At 65.7% G+C, this 16,505-nt stretch carries 20 protein-coding genes and 3 tRNA genes; 19 read left to right on the top strand and 4 right to left on the bottom strand.

Going from position 1 to position 16,505, the window contains the following annotated elements:
• Window positions 1-4 precede the first annotated feature (4 nt).
• From mutM to mutY, 3 genes are all read left to right on the top strand, one after another.
• Window positions 5-817, top strand: coding sequence for a bifunctional DNA-formamidopyrimidine glycosylase/DNA-(apurinic or apyrimidinic site) lyase (gene mutM, locus ACHMXA_RS28685; protein ID WP_395317283.1), 813 nt, complete (start codon window positions 5-7; stop codon window positions 815-817).
• 102 nt (window positions 818-919) lie between these two features.
• Window positions 920-2,881: a dynamin family protein gene (locus ACHMXA_RS28680; protein ID WP_395317282.1), complete on the top strand. Its 1,962-nt coding sequence runs from the start codon at window positions 920-922 to the stop codon at window positions 2,879-2,881.
• Between the two features lie 37 nt (window positions 2,882-2,918).
• Window positions 2,919-3,953, top strand: a complete 1,035-nt coding sequence (mutY, locus tag ACHMXA_RS28675) for an A/G-specific adenine glycosylase (protein ID WP_395317281.1) — start codon at window positions 2,919-2,921, stop codon at window positions 3,951-3,953.
• Window positions 3,954-3,965: 12 nt separating this feature from the next.
• Here the strand turns inward: mutY and rapZ are convergent, their stop codons facing one another.
• From rapZ to ACHMXA_RS28655, 4 genes are read right to left on the bottom strand one after another with little or no spacing between them, the layout of a single operon-like run.
• Entirely contained in the window at window positions 3,966-4,844 is an 879-nt protein-coding gene (gene rapZ, locus ACHMXA_RS28670; protein WP_176663261.1) for an RNase adapter RapZ, read from the bottom strand.
• Entirely contained in the window at window positions 4,841-6,523 is a 1,683-nt protein-coding gene (gene recN / locus ACHMXA_RS28665) for a DNA repair protein RecN (protein ID WP_395317280.1), read from the bottom strand. The genes rapZ and recN overlap by 4 nt, the downstream gene beginning before the upstream one ends.
• Before the next feature lies 1 nt (window position 6,524).
• Window positions 6,525-7,436, bottom strand: coding sequence for an NAD kinase (locus tag ACHMXA_RS28660; protein ID WP_395317279.1), 912 nt, complete (start codon window positions 7,434-7,436; stop codon window positions 6,525-6,527).
• A 10-nt stretch (window positions 7,437-7,446) separates the two neighbouring features.
• The gene (locus tag ACHMXA_RS28655) at window positions 7,447-7,698 is read right to left on the bottom strand and encodes a hypothetical protein (protein WP_395317278.1); all 252 of its coding nucleotides are present in this window, start codon (window positions 7,696-7,698) and stop codon (window positions 7,447-7,449) included.
• A gap of 144 nt (window positions 7,699-7,842) precedes the next feature.
• On the opposite strand from ACHMXA_RS28655, the gene ACHMXA_RS28650 reads away from it, so the two are divergent.
• The 16 genes from ACHMXA_RS28650 (at window position 7,843) to greB (ending at window position 16,498) form a co-directional block, all read left to right on the top strand.
• Window positions 7,843-8,154 (top strand): single-stranded DNA-binding protein, encoded by a 312-nt coding sequence (locus ACHMXA_RS28650; RefSeq protein ID WP_395317277.1) that lies wholly within the window; start codon window positions 7,843-7,845, stop codon window positions 8,152-8,154.
• An 11-nt stretch (window positions 8,155-8,165) separates the two neighbouring features.
• Window positions 8,166-8,357 (top strand): hypothetical protein, encoded by a 192-nt coding sequence (locus ACHMXA_RS28645; protein WP_395317276.1) that lies wholly within the window; start codon window positions 8,166-8,168, stop codon window positions 8,355-8,357.
• A complete protein-coding gene (locus ACHMXA_RS28640) occupies window positions 8,354-8,584 on the top strand; it encodes a hypothetical protein (protein WP_395317275.1) in 231 nt (76 codons plus the stop codon). Before ACHMXA_RS28645 ends, ACHMXA_RS28640 begins: the two co-directional genes overlap by 4 nt.
• A gap of 115 nt (window positions 8,585-8,699) precedes the next feature.
• Entirely contained in the window at window positions 8,700-8,846 is a 147-nt protein-coding gene (locus ACHMXA_RS28635; protein WP_395317274.1) for a hypothetical protein, read from the top strand.
• The gene (locus ACHMXA_RS28630; protein ID WP_395317273.1) at window positions 8,843-8,995 is read left to right on the top strand and encodes a hypothetical protein; all 153 of its coding nucleotides are present in this window, start codon (window positions 8,843-8,845) and stop codon (window positions 8,993-8,995) included. The genes ACHMXA_RS28635 and ACHMXA_RS28630 overlap by 4 nt, the downstream gene beginning before the upstream one ends.
• Window positions 8,992-9,915 (top strand): hypothetical protein, encoded by a 924-nt coding sequence (locus tag ACHMXA_RS28625; RefSeq protein ID WP_395317272.1) that lies wholly within the window; start codon window positions 8,992-8,994, stop codon window positions 9,913-9,915. Before ACHMXA_RS28630 ends, ACHMXA_RS28625 begins: the two co-directional genes overlap by 4 nt.
• A 403-nt stretch (window positions 9,916-10,318) precedes the next feature.
• Complete coding sequence (locus ACHMXA_RS28620) at window positions 10,319-10,576, top strand: hypothetical protein (RefSeq protein ID WP_395317271.1); 258 nt, start codon at window positions 10,319-10,321, stop codon at window positions 10,574-10,576.
• A gap of 205 nt (window positions 10,577-10,781) precedes the next feature.
• Complete coding sequence (locus tag ACHMXA_RS28615; protein ID WP_395317270.1) at window positions 10,782-12,170, top strand: hypothetical protein; 1,389 nt, start codon at window positions 10,782-10,784, stop codon at window positions 12,168-12,170.
• Complete coding sequence (locus ACHMXA_RS28610; RefSeq protein WP_395317269.1) at window positions 12,170-12,499, top strand: DUF5455 family protein; 330 nt, start codon at window positions 12,170-12,172, stop codon at window positions 12,497-12,499. Before ACHMXA_RS28615 ends, ACHMXA_RS28610 begins: the two co-directional genes overlap by 1 nt.
• 3 nt (window positions 12,500-12,502) lie before the next feature.
• On the top strand, window positions 12,503-13,336 hold the full coding sequence (locus ACHMXA_RS28605) for a zonular occludens toxin domain-containing protein (RefSeq protein ID WP_395317268.1): 834 nt from the start codon (window positions 12,503-12,505) through the stop codon (window positions 13,334-13,336).
• Between the two features lie 508 nt (window positions 13,337-13,844).
• Window positions 13,845-14,375: a recombinase family protein gene (locus tag ACHMXA_RS28600; protein ID WP_395317267.1), complete on the top strand. Its 531-nt coding sequence runs from the start codon at window positions 13,845-13,847 to the stop codon at window positions 14,373-14,375.
• Between the two features lie 23 nt (window positions 14,376-14,398).
• On the top strand, window positions 14,399-15,406 hold the full coding sequence (gene hrcA, locus ACHMXA_RS28595) for a heat-inducible transcriptional repressor HrcA (protein WP_395317266.1): 1,008 nt from the start codon (window positions 14,399-14,401) through the stop codon (window positions 15,404-15,406).
• A gap of 31 nt (window positions 15,407-15,437) precedes the next feature.
• Window positions 15,438-15,514: transfer RNA gene (locus ACHMXA_RS28590), tRNA-Ile, on the top strand.
• Between the two features lie 81 nt (window positions 15,515-15,595).
• Window positions 15,596-15,672, top strand: a tRNA-Arg gene (locus ACHMXA_RS28585).
• A gap of 117 nt (window positions 15,673-15,789) precedes the next feature.
• Window positions 15,790-15,866 (top strand) — tRNA-Arg (locus ACHMXA_RS28580).
• A 56-nt stretch (window positions 15,867-15,922) separates the two neighbouring features.
• A complete protein-coding gene (gene greB / locus ACHMXA_RS28575) occupies window positions 15,923-16,498 on the top strand; it encodes a transcription elongation factor GreB (protein WP_176663257.1) in 576 nt (191 codons plus the stop codon).
• Window positions 16,499-16,505: the final 7 nt, after the last annotated feature.

Below are 16,505 nucleotides of genomic sequence, written 5' to 3'. Positions count from 1 at the left end.
TTTCATGCCTGAGCTACCCGAAGTCGAAGTCACCCGCCGTGGGTTCGCCGACCGCATCGCAGGCGGACGCATCGAAGCAGTGCGCATCGGCAAGCCGCTGCGATGGGCGCTGATGGTGCTGCCCGAGGCGCTGGTCGGCCGGCGGGTGCGCGAGGTGCGCCGACGCGGCAAGTACCTGCTGATCGATCTCGATCGCGGCATCCTGCTGCTGCACCTGGGCATGTCGGGCAGCCTGCGCTTCGATGCCGCGCTGCCGCCGCCCGGCCCGCACGATCACTTCGATCTTGTTACCAACCTCGGCACGCTCAGGCTCAACGACCCGCGCCGTTTCGGCGCCGTTGTTTACGTGGAAGACGAGTCTGCCCCGTGGGCGATCAAGCTGCTGGGCGGCCTTGGCATGGAGCCGCTGGACGAAGGTTTCGACCTCGACGCCTTCCACGCCGGCCTCAAGAAGCGCAAGACGGCGGTCAAGCAGGTGCTGCTGGCGGGCGACGTGGTGGTGGGCGTGGGCAACATCTACGCGTCGGAGGCGCTGTTCCAGGCGGGCATCCGGCCGACGCTGTCGGCGGCGCGCATCAGCCGGCCACGGGCGGCGAAGCTGCATGCGGCGGTGCGCGAGATCCTGGCCCGCGCGGTGGAGAAGGGCGGCAGCACGCTGCGCGATTTCTCCAATGTGGACGGACAGAACGGCTATTTCCAGCTCGAAGCGACCGTCTACGGCCGGGCGGGCGAGCCCTGTCGGGTTTGCGCAACGCCGATCCGGCTGCTGCGTCAGGGGCAGCGCTCCACCTATTACTGCCCCAATTGCCAGAAGTAGGCGCGGGCTCGCGCGATGGAAACAGAAAAATAGAAACAATCTAGAAACGACGGTGCCCCGCCCGCCGATGTATATTTGTAAATTGTTTCTTACATATTCCCCTTGAGCCGCTCCTTCAATCAACAACTCGATCAGCACGGTGCGTGGCGGAGCAATTTCGCCCACCGGCTGCAGTGGCTGTCCCGCTGGCTGACCGAGAACGAGCTGCTCGACCAGGCGGTGGCCGAGCGCCTGCGCGGGCTCGAGACGCAGATCCGCACCAGCAAGGTCATGGTCGCCTTCGTGGCCGAGTTCTCGCGTGGCAAGTCGGAGCTGATCAACGCCATCTTCTTCGCCAGCTACGGGCGGCGCATCATGCCCGCGAGCGCCGGCCGCACCACGATGTGCCCGACCGAGCTGGGCTACGACGCCGCGCATACACCCAAGCTGCGCCTGCTGCCCATCGAGACCCGGCTGGAGCCCCATTCGCTGGCTCACTGGCGCGACAAGCCCACCCGCTGGACCGAGATCGCCATCGACGTCGGCAATGCCGAGCAGCTGGCGCAGGCCATGGGCAAGGTGGCCGAGGTGCGCTGGGTGAGCAAGGACGAAGCCCGCACGCTGGGCTTCTGGAACGACGAAACGCCCGACGACAACCCGGTGCAGGACGCCGAGGGCCGCGTCGAAATTCCGCGCTGGCGCCATGCGGTGCTGAACATGCCGCACCCGCTGCTGGAGCAGGGGCTGGTGATCCTCGACACCCCGGGCCTGAACGCGATCGGCGCCGAACCCGAACTCACGGTGAGCCTGATCCCGCAGGCGCACGCGGTGGTCTTCATCCTGGGCGCCGAAACCGGCGTGACGCGCTCCGACCTTTCCATCTGGCGCGAGCACCTGATCACCGAGGACGAAGGCAACGACACGCGCTTCGTGGTGCTCAACAAGATCGACACCATGTGGGACACCCTCAGCACGCCCGCGCAGATCGAACTGCAGATCGAGCGTCAGCGCGACGGCGCCGCCCGCCTGCTCGAAGTGCCGCTGGCGCAGGTGCTGCCCGTGTCCGCGCAGAAGGGCCTGCAGGCCAAGATCCAGCACGACGGCCAGCTGCTGCAGGCCAGCCGCCTGCCGGCGCTCGAATCGCTGCTGGCCGAAGGCGTGCTCGGCAAGCGCGAGACCATGCTGCGGCTCGCGGTGGATGCGGGCATGACTGCGCTGCGCGCCGAGGCCGAGCGCATCCTGAAGGTGCGCCAGCGCGACCTGTCGGAGCAGGCGCTCGAGCTGCAGGGGCTGCGCGGCAAGAACGTCTCGGTGATCCGCCACATGCGCGCGCGCATCGACCAGGAGCATGCCGAGTTCGAGGGCAGCAACACGCGCATCCTGGCGCTGCGCTCGGTGCAGGGCAAGCTGCTGCGCGAGGTATATGCGGTGCTCGGGCGCACCGCGCTGAAGGCCGACATGGTGAAGCTGTCGGCCGCGCTCAAGCGCCCCGGCGTCAAGTTCAACGTGCGCAAGGTGTACGCCGAGACATTCGACTCGCTGCGCAACAACCTGCGCGAAGTGCAGGCGACCACGGCCGAGATCCAGTCAATGCTGCACGCCACCTTCCGCCAGCTCAATGCCGAGCAAGGCTTCACCCTGCAGGCGCCGGCCGAGCCCGACCTCACGGGCTTCGAGCAGGAACTGGCGCAGATCGAGCGCAGCCACATCCACTACCTCGGCGTGGGCAATCTGCTGAAGCTCGCGCAGGCCGACTTCTGCGACAAGCTGGTCCGCGCGCTCGCCAGCCGGCTGCGGCTGGTCAACGAGGCGGCCATGACCGAGGTCGAGCGCTGGAGCAAGGGCGCGAGCGCGCAGATCGACGCGCAGCTCAAGGAGCGCCGCCGCAACTTCAGCAAGCGCATCGAGGCGATCGAACGCATCCAGAGCGCGGCGGGCAACCTCGACGAACGGCTGGTCGAACTGGCCGCGCAGGAGAGCAACCTCACCGAACTCCATGTGCAGCTGCGCGAATTCACTTCGCTGATCGCGCAGCACGGAAAGCCGCAGCCAGCGGCCACCATCGGCGAGCTGCGTGCGGCCTGAAAAATCCGCCTCCACGGCGGCGACCGCAACACTGCCATTGCCCCCGGATTTCGCCGCCCAGATCGTGAGCTGGCAGCGCAGCCACGGCCGCAGCCAGCTGCCGTGGCAGAACACGCGCGACACGTACCGCGTTTGGCTGTCGGAGGTGATGCTGCAGCAGACGCAGGTGTCGACGGTGCTCGGCTACTTCGCTCGCTTTCTGGAGCGCTTTCCCGACGTGAAGGCGCTGGCCGCCGGCACCGAGGACGAGGTGTTCGGCCTCTGGAGCGGACTGGGCTACTACAGCCGCGCGCGCAACATGCACCGCTGCGCGCAGGAAGTCGTCGCGCGATTCGGCGGCGAGTTTCCGCGCACGGCTGCGGAGCTGGTCACGCTGCCGGGCATCGGCCGCTCGACCTCGGCGGCCATCGCGGCCTTCTGCTTCGGCGAGCGCGTGGCGATCCTCGACGGCAATGTCAAGCGCGTGCTCACGCGCGTGCTCGGCTTCGCGGGCGACATGTCTTCCACGGCGCAGGAGCGCGCCTTGTGGGACCTGGCAACGCAGTTGCTCCCGCCTGCGAACGACAAGGAAGCCATCGCGTCCTACACGCAGGGCGTGATGGACATGGGCGCCACGGTGTGCCTGCCGCGCAAACCGAGCTGCATGATCTGCCCGGTGCAGCAGAGCTGCGTCGCCTTGCGCGAAGGCGCGCCCGAGCGCTACCCGGTCAAGACGCGCAAGCTCAAGCGCAGCGCGCAGTCGCTGTGGGTGCTGCTGGCGCGCGATGCCCAGGGCCGCGTGTGGCTGGAGAAGCGGCCGGCGAAGGGCATCTGGGCCGGTCTCTACTGCCTGCCGGTGTTCGACAGCCGCGAGGAGCTTCTCGAGGCCTTGCCCGCGGCCGCGCGGCGAGGCGCCCATGACCTGCCGGCCTTCGTGCACGTGCTGACCCACAAGGACCTGCACCTGCATCCAGTGCAGATCGACGGCGGACAGCCGCAGGGCGATGCCGCGCGCTGGTTCGAGGCGGAGGAATGGAGCCGGCTGGGCCTGCCGGCCCCGATGCGCAAGATGCTGGAAGGCGGCGAAAGCTAGCCCGCCAGCGGATCAGATCGCGTCGAGCTCGCGGTGCCGCTTCAGCGCACCCCAACGCGCACCGAACGAGCGCGCCAGCTGCTCGACCAGGAACACCGAGCGGTGCTGCCCGCCGGTGCATCCGATGGCCACGGTCACGTAGCTGCGGTGGTCGCGCGCCAGCGCGTCGAGCCAGTGCGCCAGGAATTGCTCGATGTCGTCGTACATGCGCGCCACGTCGTCGTGCTCGCGCAGCCATTCGATCACCGGCTCGTCGCGGCCCGTGAGCGGGCGCAGCGCCGGCACGTAGTGCGGATTGGGCAGCATGCGCACGTCGAACACGTAGTCGGCGTCCAGCGGCACGCCGCGCTTGAAGGCGAAGGATTCGAATACCAGCGTGAGCGGCGTCTGCGGCGCGGAGATCAGCGACTTGATGTAGCTCTGCAGCTGCGCCGGGCGGATCAGGCTGGTGTCGATCACGTCGGCGCCGTCGCGCAGGTCGGCCAGCAGTTCGCGCTCGAGTTCGATTGCCTGGGTCAGCACGCGGTGCTGCTCGGGCACGTCGGTGCGGCCTTCCTGACGTGAGAGTGGATGGCGGCGGCGGGTTTCCGAATAGCGGCGCAGCAGGGCGTCGGTGGTCGCGTCGAGAAACAGGGAGCGCAGCGAGATGCCGCCGTCGCGGCGCAGCGCCTCCAGCTGCTGCGGAACGATAGGCAGCGAGACGCCGCTGCGCACGTCCATGGCAATGGCCACGCGCGTGGCCTGCTGCTCGTGCTGCAGCGCTATGAAGGAAGTCAGCAGCTCGGGCGGCAGGTTGTCGACGCAGTAGTAGCCCGCGTCTTCGAGCGCATGCAGGGCCACCGACTTGCCGGAACCCGACATGCCCGTGATGAGCACGAGGTCGAGGGTCATTGCAGGGCTGCCGAGGTCTTGTGGCCGAGCATCTCGCGCGCGTGGGCGAGCGAGGTCTGCGAGACCTTCTCGCCGCCCAGCATGCGGGCGATTTCCCTGGCGCGGCTGTCGTCGTCCAGGCGCGACACGCCGCTTTCTGTGCGGGGGCCGTCGCCGCCGGTCGCCGCCGTCTGGCGCTTGGCCACCACCAGGTGGTGGTCGGCGCAGGCTGCAACCTGCGGCAGGTGGGTCACGGCGAGCACCTGACGATCGCGGCCGAGCTGCTTCATCAGCCGGCCGACGGTTTCCGCCACCGCGCCGCCCACGCCGGAATCGACCTCGTCGAAGATCAGCGTCTGCGCCGCGCCGAGTTGGCTGGTGGTGACCGCGATGGCCAGCGCGATCCGCGAGAGTTCGCCGCCCGAAGCCACCTTGCCGATGGCCCGCGGCGTGCTGCCGGTGTGGCCGGCCACGAGAAAGGCCACGTCCTCGAGGCCGGCGCGGCTGGGCTGCGTCAGCGGCTGCAGCTCGACCTCGAAGCGCCCGCCCTGCATGCCCAGGCCCTGCATCGCGTCGGTGACGGCCTGCGAGAGGCGGGGGGCCGCCTGCTTGCGGATCTTGCCCAGCGCCTTGGCTTCCTTCATGTAGGCCTGCTGCGCGGCCTCTTCGGCACGCTCCAGGCCTTCGAGGTCGCTTTGCGCGTCGAGCGCCTGCAACTCGGCCTGCCAGCCGGCCAGCAGCGCCGGCAACTCGGCCGGCGGTCGCTTGTAGCGGCGCGCGAGCGACATCCACAGGCCCATGCGCTCGTCGAGCTCGGCCAGGCTCTGCGGATCGGTGTCGGCATCGCGCAGGTAGCCGTGCAGCGTGTGCGCCGCGTCGGAGGCCTGCGCCACGCAGGAGGCGAGCACCTCGCCCAGCGAACGGAACTCTGGCTCGATGTGCTCGCAGTTCTGCAGCAGCGTGGCCGCGCGCTGGAGCGCGGAGAGGGCGCCGTTGTCGTCGTCTTCCAGCGCCTGGCTGGCGCCCTGGGCCGCGTCGATCAGCGCCTGCGCATTGGAGATGCGCGAGTGGTTGGTGGAGAGCTCTTCCCACTCGTCGGCGCCCGGCGCGAGCTTCGCGACTTCGGAGATCTGCCATTGCAGCCGTTCGCGTTCGCGCTGCAGCGAGTCTTGCGCCGAGCGGGCGTGCTCGAGCGCGGAGAGCGCCTGCCGCCAGGCCTGCCATGCGGCGTCGAGCGCATCGGTGCGTGCGCCCGAGTAGGCATCGAGCAGGCCGCGCACCGCCTCGGGCCGCGTCAGGCTCTGCCAGGCGTGCTGGCCGTGGATGTCGAGCAGGCGGTCGCCGAGCTCGCGCAGCTGGGTCGCGGTGGCGGGGCTGCCGTTGATCCAGCCGCGGCTGCGGCCCTGCAGGTCGACGGTACGGCGCAGCAGCAGCGCGTCACCGGCCTCGAAGCCGCCTTCGTCGAGCCAGCTGTCCAGCGCCGGGTCGGCGTCGAACTCGGCGCTCACGTCCAGGCGCTCGGCGCCTTCGCGAACCGCGCCCGCATCGGCCCGGTTGCCCAGCGCCAGCTGAAGCGCGTCGATCAGGATGGATTTGCCCGCGCCCGTTTCACCGGTCAGCACGGTGAAGCCGCCGGACAGGTCGAGTTCGAGTGATCGCACGATCACGAAGTCGCGCAGTGCGATGCGTCGCAGCGCCATTTCAGGAGCCTCCCTCGTTCCAATGAAGTTTCTTGCGCAGCGTGTCGAAATAGCTCCAGCCGCGTGGATGCAGGAAGCGCACGCGGAAGTCGGAGCGGCGCACAACCACGCGGTCGCCGATGGCGAGCGAGGCGAGCGACTGCATGTCGAAATTGGCGCTGGCGTCGCGTCCGCCGACCAGCTCGATCACGATCTCGTCCGCATCGGGCAGCAGCACCGGCCGGTTCGACAGCGTGTGCGGCGCGATCGGCACCAGGACCCAGCCCGGCACCGCGGGGTGCAGCAGCGGTCCGCCGGCGGAAAGCGCATAGGCGGTCGAGCCCGTGGGCGTGGCGATGATCAGACCGTCGGCGCGCTGGTTCGCCACGAAATGGCGGCCCACCGAGACGCGAAGCTCGACCATGCCCGAGGTGGCGCCGCGGTTGACGACCACGTCGTTCATGGCGAAGGCGTCGAACACCGAGGCGCCGTCGCGCATGACCCTGGCCTGCATCAGGCTGCGGTGGTCTTCCTCGTATTCGCCGGCCAGCATGGGGATCAGCGTGGACTGGTAGTTGTCGAGCGGGATGTCGGTGATGAAGCCGAGCCGGCCGCGGTTGATGCCGATCAGCGGGATGCCGTAGCTCGCGAGCTGCCGGCCGATGCCCAGCATCGTGCCGTCGCCGCCGACCACGAGGCCGAGGTCGCAGCGCTGGCCGATTTCCTCGACGGTGAGGGCCTGGTAGCGCGGATGGGCGGGGGCGGCGTCATCGGCTTCTTCGCACGTCGGGCGTTCGACGAACACCGTGCAGCCCTGGGATTCGAGGAAGGCGCCGATGTCCTCCATGACGCTGTCGCGCGCATCGGCTTGCGCCCGGGCGCCGGAAGCCTGGTATTTGCCGATCAGGGCTACGTGACGAAAGCGAGAGGTCATATCTCACAAATTACAACATGAGCATCTTGCTTATTCGCTTCACCATGCGAGTTTTGCAAGTGCTGTCGCGCTCCGATTCCAGGGCTGCGACGACGATCCATTCTTTCGGGTCCTGGCCGAGTTCTTCGGCCAGCGCTCCCGCTACGGCGGGACTCAGGTGCTCGCGGTACTTCGAGGTGTAGAGCACGCGCTTCGACAGGCCTAGCTTGTCGGCCCAGGCCGAGAGGTCTTGGACCTTTTCGGCCTCGGCTAGCAGATTCATAGTCGTTTGCATAGCAGTAAATTCCTCATGTTGCGTAACCGTTACGCAAGGTGAGGAAAGTGTACGCTCGGCTTGTTATCCGTATTGGATAAAGCTAGGCTCCGCCGTGTTAGTCGATGTGACTAACGCAACAAGGAGCCACCAATGATCAAAGTTTCCGTCACCAGCACCACCGTCCGGCGCATGCAGGGCAATTCCAAGACCACCGGCAAGCCGTACGACATGGCTTTCCAAGACGTCTGGATGTTCCTCTCGGACCGGGAGGGCAACCCCGACCCGCATCCCACCAAGGTGGAAGTTTCGTTGCCCAAGGACAAGGACGGCGCCGCGCTGTTCTACGCTCCCGGCGACTACCTCCTGCACCCCTCCAGCATCTACGTCGACAGCAAGGGCCGCCTCTCGGTGGCTCCGAGGCTGGCTAAGGCCGTCGCGCCGGCTCCCAAGTCTTCGAGCTGAAGGGGTGCACCATGCATTCGCGTGAAGCGATGCAGGCCGCGCACCTCGCCACGTTGGAAGGTGCGCTGCTCGCCCTCTTGCGTGCTGCGCAGGAGGACGGTCTTGACGCGATCAGCGTCGAGGCATCCGCTGATGATGGTCAGGTCGTGATCGACGTGACGTACAGCGCGGCCGGTGTTCCGCTCTCGGGCGAGTCGCTGTGAACGCCGCCGCCCAACTCTCCATGTTCGAGCCCGAGGGCGCGGAGGCGGTCAACCTCCTGCGCTCCCACCTCGCGGAGGCCAAGCGCCATCGTGATCGCGTGGAGTACTTCGAGGTGCTGCGCATGCCCGGTGCCGCTCGCCGCGAGACCGTCATGGCCGAGCAAGCCGAGGCTTCCGCCTTCGTGCTTGCAGTGCTGCTCGACCTCGAAGCGGAAGCGGGGCTGTGATGAGCGTGGTAGACCCCTCGCCCTGGCCCGTCCTCGTGATGCAGGTGCTCATCTGCATCGCACTCGTGGCCTACCTCGTGATCGACGTTCGCTGTGAGCTGCGGGAGATGACGCGATGAGCGCGTACGCCCGCAACTTCCTCCGCTTGCGCTCCTGGTTCGACGGCCTCGACGGTGCCGAGCTTCGGTCGTTCACTCCCTACGAACAGCGCCTCTTCATCTCTCTCTGCGTGCAGGCTCAGCACCTGCTCGACATGTCATGACGATCACGCCGCGCCGCCTGGGCGACTACGCCCGCTTCGTCGCATGGGTCCTGTGGGCCTGTGCTGCGATCACCTGCATCCACGCCGAACTGCGCACGACGCAGATCATTCGCGATGCCGTCGCGCAGCAGCAGGAGCGGCCGCAATGAGCATGTTCGCGCTCTCGCCAGTCGGCGAAGCCTTCGCCGCGCGCTCGCGCCGCACGGCTGGCCGTCGCGAGGCCATGGAAGCGCGCGCAGCGCGCGGGCTTGTCTCAGAATCAACAAGTGGTTTTGCCTTGAAGCCTTCCCTCCCGACGGTGATGGTTTGGGCAGAGCGCTGCATCAAGATCGACCGCGCGCAAGCGCGGGTCACCCGTCTGCGCAAGGCCGTAGGCGTCGGCGCGAAGTGCCTTCTGAACCTCGGTGATGGCGTCGGCGACAACAACGTGATGGTGACCCTCACGTACCGGGGCACCAATGCCGACTGGCGCCCGCGTCACATCTCCGACTACTTGCGCAAGGTCCGCGCGTGGTTCAAGGACCGCTGCCCCGGCCAGCGGCTGAAGTACGTGTGGGTGGGCGAGCTGCAAGACGGCAAGCGCCGCGAGGACGGTCAAGGCCGTGGCGTCATCCACTACCACGCCATCTTCTTCCTGCCGCCCGGCGTGTCGATGCCCATGGCCGACAAGCGCGGCTGGTGGACGCACGGTTTCACCAACACCGAGAAGGGCCGCGCACCGGTGGCCTACCTCATGAGCTACGCCAAGAAGGCGGATAGCAAGAACGTAGGAGGGTTTCCCCGTGGGGCACGTATTCACGGCGTCGGAGGGCTTTGCTCTGTTGGCGCTGCTATTCGTCGGTGGGCTTTGTGGCCTGCGTATGTGCAGGGCAATGCTGCGATCAGCGACCGCTTCAGACCTGCGCCGGGAGGCGGTTACGTCAATGCTGAGACCGGAGAGCTTCTGCAGTCTGAATTCGCACCAACAGGCGGCGGTTTTCAGAGCTTTATCCGAGTGCGGACCACGCCGCGCCGCATCGATGCAGCTGGCCCCTTCAGCTGGATGCCAGAGCGGCCCACGCTGCATTGAGGTCCGTGTGCAAGCCGGTCTCCACGTCCGCCACTCGTCCGCCGTGCACGACACCGCCTCGTCGCAGGCCGCAGTGAGTCCGGCGCATGTCCATTTGCTCTCGTCTCATCGAGACGCCGAGCGTTCCCGGTGGGTGACGCGTAGCGGCGCCCTCCGGGTGTAGCGAGGTGTCGCCATGGTCGAAGCAATCGTGTGCGTTGGTCTCTTCTTCGCCTTCGTGGCCGGGTATCGCGATGGGAGGTCGCTGTGACGGCCGCGGAGATTGGCTTGTTCATCGGAGCCTTGTTCATCGTCTATTGGGCCGGCTTCAAGGTCGGCTACGTGGTCAAGCTCATCAAAGGAATCGGCAGTTCTGCCTGATGCGTTGCCGGTCGCTCACCGGTTTGTTTCTCTGGAGTTCATCATGAAAGTTTCGTCCCTCTCGCTGCGCAACAACACCGCACTGCGCAACCGTCTCGCCGCGATGGCGGTCGCTCTCATGTCCGCGCCGGCCGCGTTCGCGCAGACCTCGTCCACGCCTGAGGCGTCCATCGGTGAAGCCCTCACCAAGGTCCTGGCGCTGCTCGCTATCGCGGGTGCTGCCTACGTCTCGATCTCGCTGGCCGGCGTGGGCTGGAGCGTCGGCGTGAAGTTCATCAAGCGCATGCGCGGCGCAGCCTGATCCCCGGGCTGTTTCTGGTGGGCACCCGCGAGGGTGTTCACTGGTAACCGTCTGGAGCCACCATGGATCGCCTCGCGCTCGCCTTCGTCATCTTGGGACTCATCGGCTGTGCGGCCGGTCGGGCCTCGCGGATGCCGCCCGACTTTCATGAATCCGTCGCCGAGCGCATTGGCCGCTGTGGTTCGCTCATGAGTGGGTGTGGTCGATGATTCGCGCATTGCTTGCAGCCTTCGTGCTGCTCATCTCTTCGTTCTCTGCGCATGCGCTTGTCCCTAAGGTCTCCTACTGGGAAACGAAGGGCGGTCTAGCTGGTTACACCACGGGTGAGTGGGCGGGTACTGGTGCCAATTGGGTTGCGTCCTGCGATGCATGGCTCGCTGCGTGGCCGAACGCGTCGTACTCGGTGACTAAGAAGAATGCCTACACGAATCAGTGTGTCTACATCGTCACGAACAAGGCCACCGGCGGTGTGGTGTTCGACAACGTGGCCGTGCCTACGCAGGAGTACGCCAGCGTATGTCCCGCCAACAGCACGGCGGTCACTGGTGGGTGCCAATGCAATGCGAACTACGACGAGAGCAACGGGCAGTGTGTGCCGCATGTGAACAAATGCAGCGCGCAGATGAATAAGCCGCGCACTGTGAATTGGACCCTCGGTTGGACACGCACGCCCGATGACACGGATTCCAGGTGGGTGGGGGGTGAGATGTCGGTGCCTAGTAGCGGTAGCACCGCATGCGTCGAGGGCTGTGAGGTCGATATGAACTTGACGCTGAGCGGGCCTCCGCAGAAGTCGCAGGTTCCTGCCGCGAACGGGCTCTATCGCGTGACAGCGCCGTTTGAAGGGCTCGGGCGGGGCAAGGAGTGCACCGCGAACACTGCTGCGACGGACAAGAGTACGCCGATCAAGGAGTGCCCTGGCTATGTCGGCGAAATCGATGGAAAGCTCGGCTGCTACGGCACGGCTCAGAAGCCTGTGACGACTGTTGATAAGCCGATTCCGGGAGGGGCTGCGCCTATAGCAGGCAACCCTCCTGCGGGTACGCCTTCGTCATCGGGGGTGGGACCGTCAACGGGTGCGGGCAGGACGCCGAGCTCGGGGACTGGTGGCAACGATGGCGGGCCTGCTGCAGCAGCTACCGGTGGTAAGGGTGGTGGCGCTGGTGGCTCTCCCTCCGGCACCGGTTCGACCGTGAAGGCCGATGGCACCGAGCAAAAGGACCCTTGCGGCGCGCCTGGACAGGCGCAGTGCAATGTCAAGGTTGATGAGAAGGGTACCCCCGAGGGTGGTGGTGATGGGATGAAGACCACCGCGCTGGATCAGGCCATGGATAAGGCCGTCGAAGGTCTGCAGAAGGCGACGAACCCGGGCGGCATGGACACCTCGTGGGGCGGCATTCCTGCATGGTTCAACTCCGAGGCGTGTACGCCGTGGCAGCTCGGCACCCTGCCGATCATCAATCAGCCGGTGACGCTGAATATCTGTGTGATTCAGCCGTATGTCATCGCTGTGATGACGTTCCTATGGGTCGTTGGCACCTTCTTTGCCATCGTCGGAATGGTTGCCCGTGTGATGGGTAGCGGGGTGCACTGATGCCGTTGCTTGGTGGATTGCTGGTCAGCCTGTTTTCGGGCTTCGTCGCGTGGTTGACTCAGTGGGTGACGCGCAAGGTTGCGTTCGGCCTCGCGGCTGTCGCCACGAGCAGCGCGCTCACGCTCGGTCTCTTCGTCCTGATGCGCGTCACGCTCGGTGCGGTGCGCGCGTACAGCACTGGGACGCCGCAGATGTTCGCGCAGGGCATGGGCATGGTGATGCCCCCAGCTGCGGCACCGTGCATCAGTGCCTACGTGACGATCTGGACGGCTTGCACCGTCTACGTGTGGCAGCGCGATCAACTGCGGCTCTTTGCAACGGCGGGGTGAGCAATGGCGGTCTATGTGGTTCAGGGCAAGCTCGGTACAGGCAAGACCAAGTTCGCGGTGGGCAAGCTGCGCGAGGCGCTGCTCGCGGGCAAGCGCACGGCGACGAATCTCAACGTCGCCATGGAGGCGCTGGTGCCGGCGATGAATCGTGGCGTCGTCATTCGCGTGCCCGACAAGCCCACGGCCGAGCAGCTGGACATGATCGGCCACGGCAACCCGGACAGCTACGACGAAGACAAAAACGGCGTGATGGTGCTCGATGAACTCGGCTCGTGGCTCAACGCTCGCCAGTTCCAGGACAAGAACCGCGCCGCGCTCATCGATTGGCTGATCCACGCCCGAAAGAAGGGGTGGGACGTGTACCTCATCGTCCAGCATGCCGACATGATCGATAAGCAGGTCCGGATGGCGCTCGCTGAGTACATGGTGAAGTGCATCCGCGCCGACAAAATTCGCATCCCCATCGTCGGTGCGTTTCTCGGCAAGAAGGGCCGGCTTCCGCGCATGCACATCGCGAAGATCAGCTTGGCTGACGTGCCCGGCGTGACTGTCGATCAGGAGTGGTTTCGAGGCGATCACCTCCACGCTGCCTACGACACGCGGCAGATCTTCAAGGACGATCCGGAGGGCGCGCCCTTCAGCTATCTCAGCGCATGGCACCTCAAGGGCCGCTACCAGCCCCGCCAACGCAAGCAATCGCTGCTTGCAGCCCTGTTCTCGGGCAAGCCGGCACCTAGACCTACCCCCAAGCCGAAAAGGCCGGAAATCGAGGCTCTGGCGGCCTTGGTGCCCGATGCAGCGTGGGCACGTGCTCGCGAACTGGCGGGGGCGTCATGATCTGGATCATCCTCATCGCCATCGCGGCGGCCGTCGTCGTCTATCACTTCACCACGGTGCTCTACACGGGCCTGACCGGCGAGGAATAGCGGAGGGGTATGGGGTGAAACCCCATGGCGGGACCGTCGATCAGGCCGGTCCCGTCGATGAGGTCGGGGCGATCCGGCGTCATCAGGGCAAGGGCCTTGTATGGGCGGGGCGGTCTGGGGGTCGATCAGGCGCAGGCGACAAGCCGCGATGCGCGTGGGTCGAAAGGGCAAGGCTGAATTCGTGCTTGCAAAGCAAACGGCTGTTTGGCTGTTCCGTAGCCCTTTGGGCGGAGGCTGCGGCCCACGTGCACCCCGACGAGAGATTGCCGTAGGAAACCGCAGGTTTCTGGAGGGAATCTCGCCCCCATTTCGACAGCTGCGGCAGAGTCATTCGAGCCACCGGAGGGGTGGCTTTTTCATTGGAGGGAGCAATGTTTGTTGGGTATGCGCGCGTGAGTACGGCTGAGCAAGAGGCAGATTTGCAGCTTAGAGCGCTGAAGAGGTATGGAGTGAGGAAGGTGTTTTGGGAGAAAGGTTCGGGCGTTGGTCCTCGTCCGGAACTGCAGAGGCTGCTCGAGTCTCTGAGGGAGGGGGATACGCTCGTGGTCTGGAAGCTGGATCGCATAGCCAGGTCTATGCAGGAGGTGCTGCGCGTTATGGACGTGCTCAAGGGGCGGGGTTGCGGCTTCCGATCCCTGACGGAGCCTATCGATACATCGCACTCGTTTGGAGAGCTTGCTCTTCAAATGATCGCGGCGTTCGCCCAGTTTGAGCGGAGTCTGATACGGGAGCGCTGTGAGGCTGGGAGGGTTGCCGCGAAGGCTCGGGGGGTGCTGTTTGGTCGCCGGCCGTTGGTGGTTGATGAGCACTCTGCGGCGTGTGCGATGCTTTATCGTGCCGGCTTCACCATCCGGGAAATTGCCGAAATGCTAGACGTGTCCTACACGGGTGTGCGGTCGGCGTTGGTGCGCGAAGGCGTGTCTTTTCGGCCGCGCTTCGTGAGATTTTGAAAGTACAACACTAAAATCTTGCAATGCTGGACGACCGTGCCAAGTTGCTGCTCAAGACGCTCGTCGAGCGCTACATCGCTGACGGGCAACCCGTGGGATCGCGGACGCTTTCGCGTTCGTCGGGGCTCGATCTGTCGCCGGCAACCATCCGCAACGTCATGTCCGACCTCGAGGCGCTGGGGCTGATAGCCAGCCCGCACACCTCGGCCGGCCGCGTTCCGACGCACCGCGGATATCGGCTTTTCGTGGACACCATGCTGACCGCCCAGCGCGAGCAGATGACCGCGCCGAGCCTCGCGCCCGACCAGCCGCAGAAGGTGATCGCCAATGCGGCGCACCTGCTGTCGAACATGTCGCAGTTCGTCGGCGTGGTGATGGCGCCGCGGCGCGCGTCGGTGTTCAAGCAGATCGAGTTCCTGCGGCTGTCGGAGCGCAGGCTGCTGGTGATCATCGTCTCGCCCGATGGCGACGTGCAGAACAGGGTGATCTTTCCGGAGGCCGACTACTCGCAGTCGCAACTGGTCGAGGCCTCGAACTACATCAACGCGAACTATGCCGGGCTGACCATCGAGCAGGTGCGCGACCGGCTGCAGTCCGAGATCGAGAAGCTGCGCGGCGAGATCGCCACGCTGATGCAGGCAGCCGTGCAGGTCAGCTCGGAAGTGCTGACCGAGGCAAAGGAAGACGACGTCGTGATTTCCGGCGAGCGCAACCTGCTGTCGGTGAGCGACTTCTCCAGCGATATGGGGCAGCTGCGCCGCGCCTTCGAGCTCTTCGAGCAGAAGGCCCAGCTGATGCGCTTGCTGGACGTGTCGAGCAAGGCCGATGGCGTGCGGATTTTCATCGGCGGCGAAAGCCAGGTGGTGCCGTTCGAGGAGCTTTCGATCGTCAGCGCGAACTACGAGGTCGACGGGGAGGTCGTGGGCACGCTGGGCGTGATCGGGCCGACGCGCATGCCTTACGACCGCATGATCCAGATCGTCGACATCACGTCGCGCCTCGTGACCAACGCACTGAGCCATCGCAAGTAGGCCCGTCGGCGCGCATAGAATCGTTGCGCGTGGGCCGTTAGCTCAGTTGGTTAGAGCAGCGGACTCATAATCCGTTGGTCGCTGGTTCAAGCCCAGCACGGCCTACCACCACTCCCTTGACGATTCGATCCCGCATCTTTCGTCGTGCTTTCGGGGAGCAGCCCAAAACAGGCTATAATCGAGAGCTTAGCGGCTGTAGCTCAGCTGGATAGAGTACTTGGCTACGAACCAAGGGGTCGTGGGTTCGATTCCTGCCAGCCGCACCATCTTGAAATGCCCGGGAGATTCGTCTTCCGGGCATTTTCTTTTTCGGGTTTCGATTTATTCAATTTGCCCGAATAGTTCGAGAGAGGGCTCCAAAGCGGGCTATAATCGCTAGCTGTGCGGCTGTAGCTCAGCTGGATAGAGTACTTGGCTACGAACCAAGGGGTCGTGGGTTCGATTCCTGCCAGCCGCACCACTATAAAGAAAGCCCGCAACGCGAGTTGCGGGCTTTTTTCTTTTCGGAGGATCAGCGTGAACAAGGCATTCACCAAGGAAACGGATTCCGACGGAGACGACGACGGCGCGGATGGCGCCCTGCCACCGATTCCCGCGGGCGGCAAGAACTACATCACCCCCGACGGCTACGCGCGCCTGCGCGACGAGCTGCTGCACCTGATGGACGAGGAGCGCCCGAAGATCGTCGAGACCGTCCATTGGGCCGCCAAGAACGGCGACCGCTCGGAAAACGGCGACTACCTCTACGGCAAGAAGCGCCTGCGCGAGATCGATCGCCGCATCCGCTTCCTCACCAAGCGCCTCGAGATTGCGGAGGTCACCGATCCGTCTGTGCACCATGGCCGCGACCAGGTCTTCTTCGGTGCCACGGTCCTTTATGCCGACGAGGCCGGCGAGGAGCGCAGCGTCACCATCCTGGGCATCGACGAGGCGGAGAGCGCGAAGTCGCAGGTCAGCTGGATTTCGCCGATCGCGCGGGCGTTGCTGAAGGCGCGCGAAGGGGACGTCGTGAAGCTCGTCACCCCGGGCGGGGCGCACGAGGTCGAGATTCTGTCCGTGAGCTATCCGGCGCCGCGCTCGGCCACTGACTGACGGCAGC

The sequence above is a fragment of the Variovorax sp. UC74_104 genome, assembly GCF_044055375.1.
Taxonomy (GTDB): Bacteria; Pseudomonadota; Gammaproteobacteria; order Burkholderiales; family Burkholderiaceae_C; genus Variovorax.
The sequence above is the reverse complement of the archived record's forward strand: the minus strand, read 5'-3'. Positions and strand labels throughout refer to the sequence as shown.

What these genes read in the sequence shown, in the direction of transcription:
- mutM (WP_395317283.1), top strand. Translation starts at nt 5, where the DNA reads ATGCCTGAGCTACCCGAAGTCGAAGTCACCCGCCGTGGGTTCGCCGAC.
- rapZ (WP_176663261.1), bottom strand. Translation starts at nt 4,844, where the DNA reads ATGACCCTCGACCTCGTGCTCATCACGGGCATGTCGGGTTCCGGCAAG.
- recN (WP_395317280.1), bottom strand. Translation starts at nt 6,523, where the DNA reads ATGGCGCTGCGACGCATCGCACTGCGCGACTTCGTGATCGTGCGATCA.
- ACHMXA_RS28660 (WP_395317279.1), bottom strand. Translation starts at nt 7,436, where the DNA reads ATGACCTCTCGCTTTCGTCACGTAGCCCTGATCGGCAAATACCAGGCT.
- ACHMXA_RS28655 (WP_395317278.1), bottom strand. Translation starts at nt 7,698, where the DNA reads ATGAATCTGCTAGCCGAGGCCGAAAAGGTCCAAGACCTCTCGGCCTGG.
- ACHMXA_RS28650 (WP_395317277.1), top strand. Translation starts at nt 7,843, where the DNA reads ATGATCAAAGTTTCCGTCACCAGCACCACCGTCCGGCGCATGCAGGGC.
- ACHMXA_RS28645 (WP_395317276.1), top strand. Translation starts at nt 8,166, where the DNA reads ATGCATTCGCGTGAAGCGATGCAGGCCGCGCACCTCGCCACGTTGGAA.
- ACHMXA_RS28635 (WP_395317274.1), top strand. Translation starts at nt 8,700, where the DNA reads ATGAGCGCGTACGCCCGCAACTTCCTCCGCTTGCGCTCCTGGTTCGAC.
- ACHMXA_RS28630 (WP_395317273.1), top strand. Translation starts at nt 8,843, where the DNA reads ATGACGATCACGCCGCGCCGCCTGGGCGACTACGCCCGCTTCGTCGCA.
- ACHMXA_RS28625 (WP_395317272.1), top strand. Translation starts at nt 8,992, where the DNA reads ATGAGCATGTTCGCGCTCTCGCCAGTCGGCGAAGCCTTCGCCGCGCGC.
- ACHMXA_RS28620 (WP_395317271.1), top strand. Translation starts at nt 10,319, where the DNA reads ATGAAAGTTTCGTCCCTCTCGCTGCGCAACAACACCGCACTGCGCAAC.
- ACHMXA_RS28615 (WP_395317270.1), top strand. Translation starts at nt 10,782, where the DNA reads ATGATTCGCGCATTGCTTGCAGCCTTCGTGCTGCTCATCTCTTCGTTC.
- ACHMXA_RS28610 (WP_395317269.1), top strand. Translation starts at nt 12,170, where the DNA reads ATGCCGTTGCTTGGTGGATTGCTGGTCAGCCTGTTTTCGGGCTTCGTC.
- ACHMXA_RS28605 (WP_395317268.1), top strand. Translation starts at nt 12,503, where the DNA reads ATGGCGGTCTATGTGGTTCAGGGCAAGCTCGGTACAGGCAAGACCAAG.
- hrcA (WP_395317266.1), top strand. Translation starts at nt 14,399, where the DNA reads ATGCTGGACGACCGTGCCAAGTTGCTGCTCAAGACGCTCGTCGAGCGC.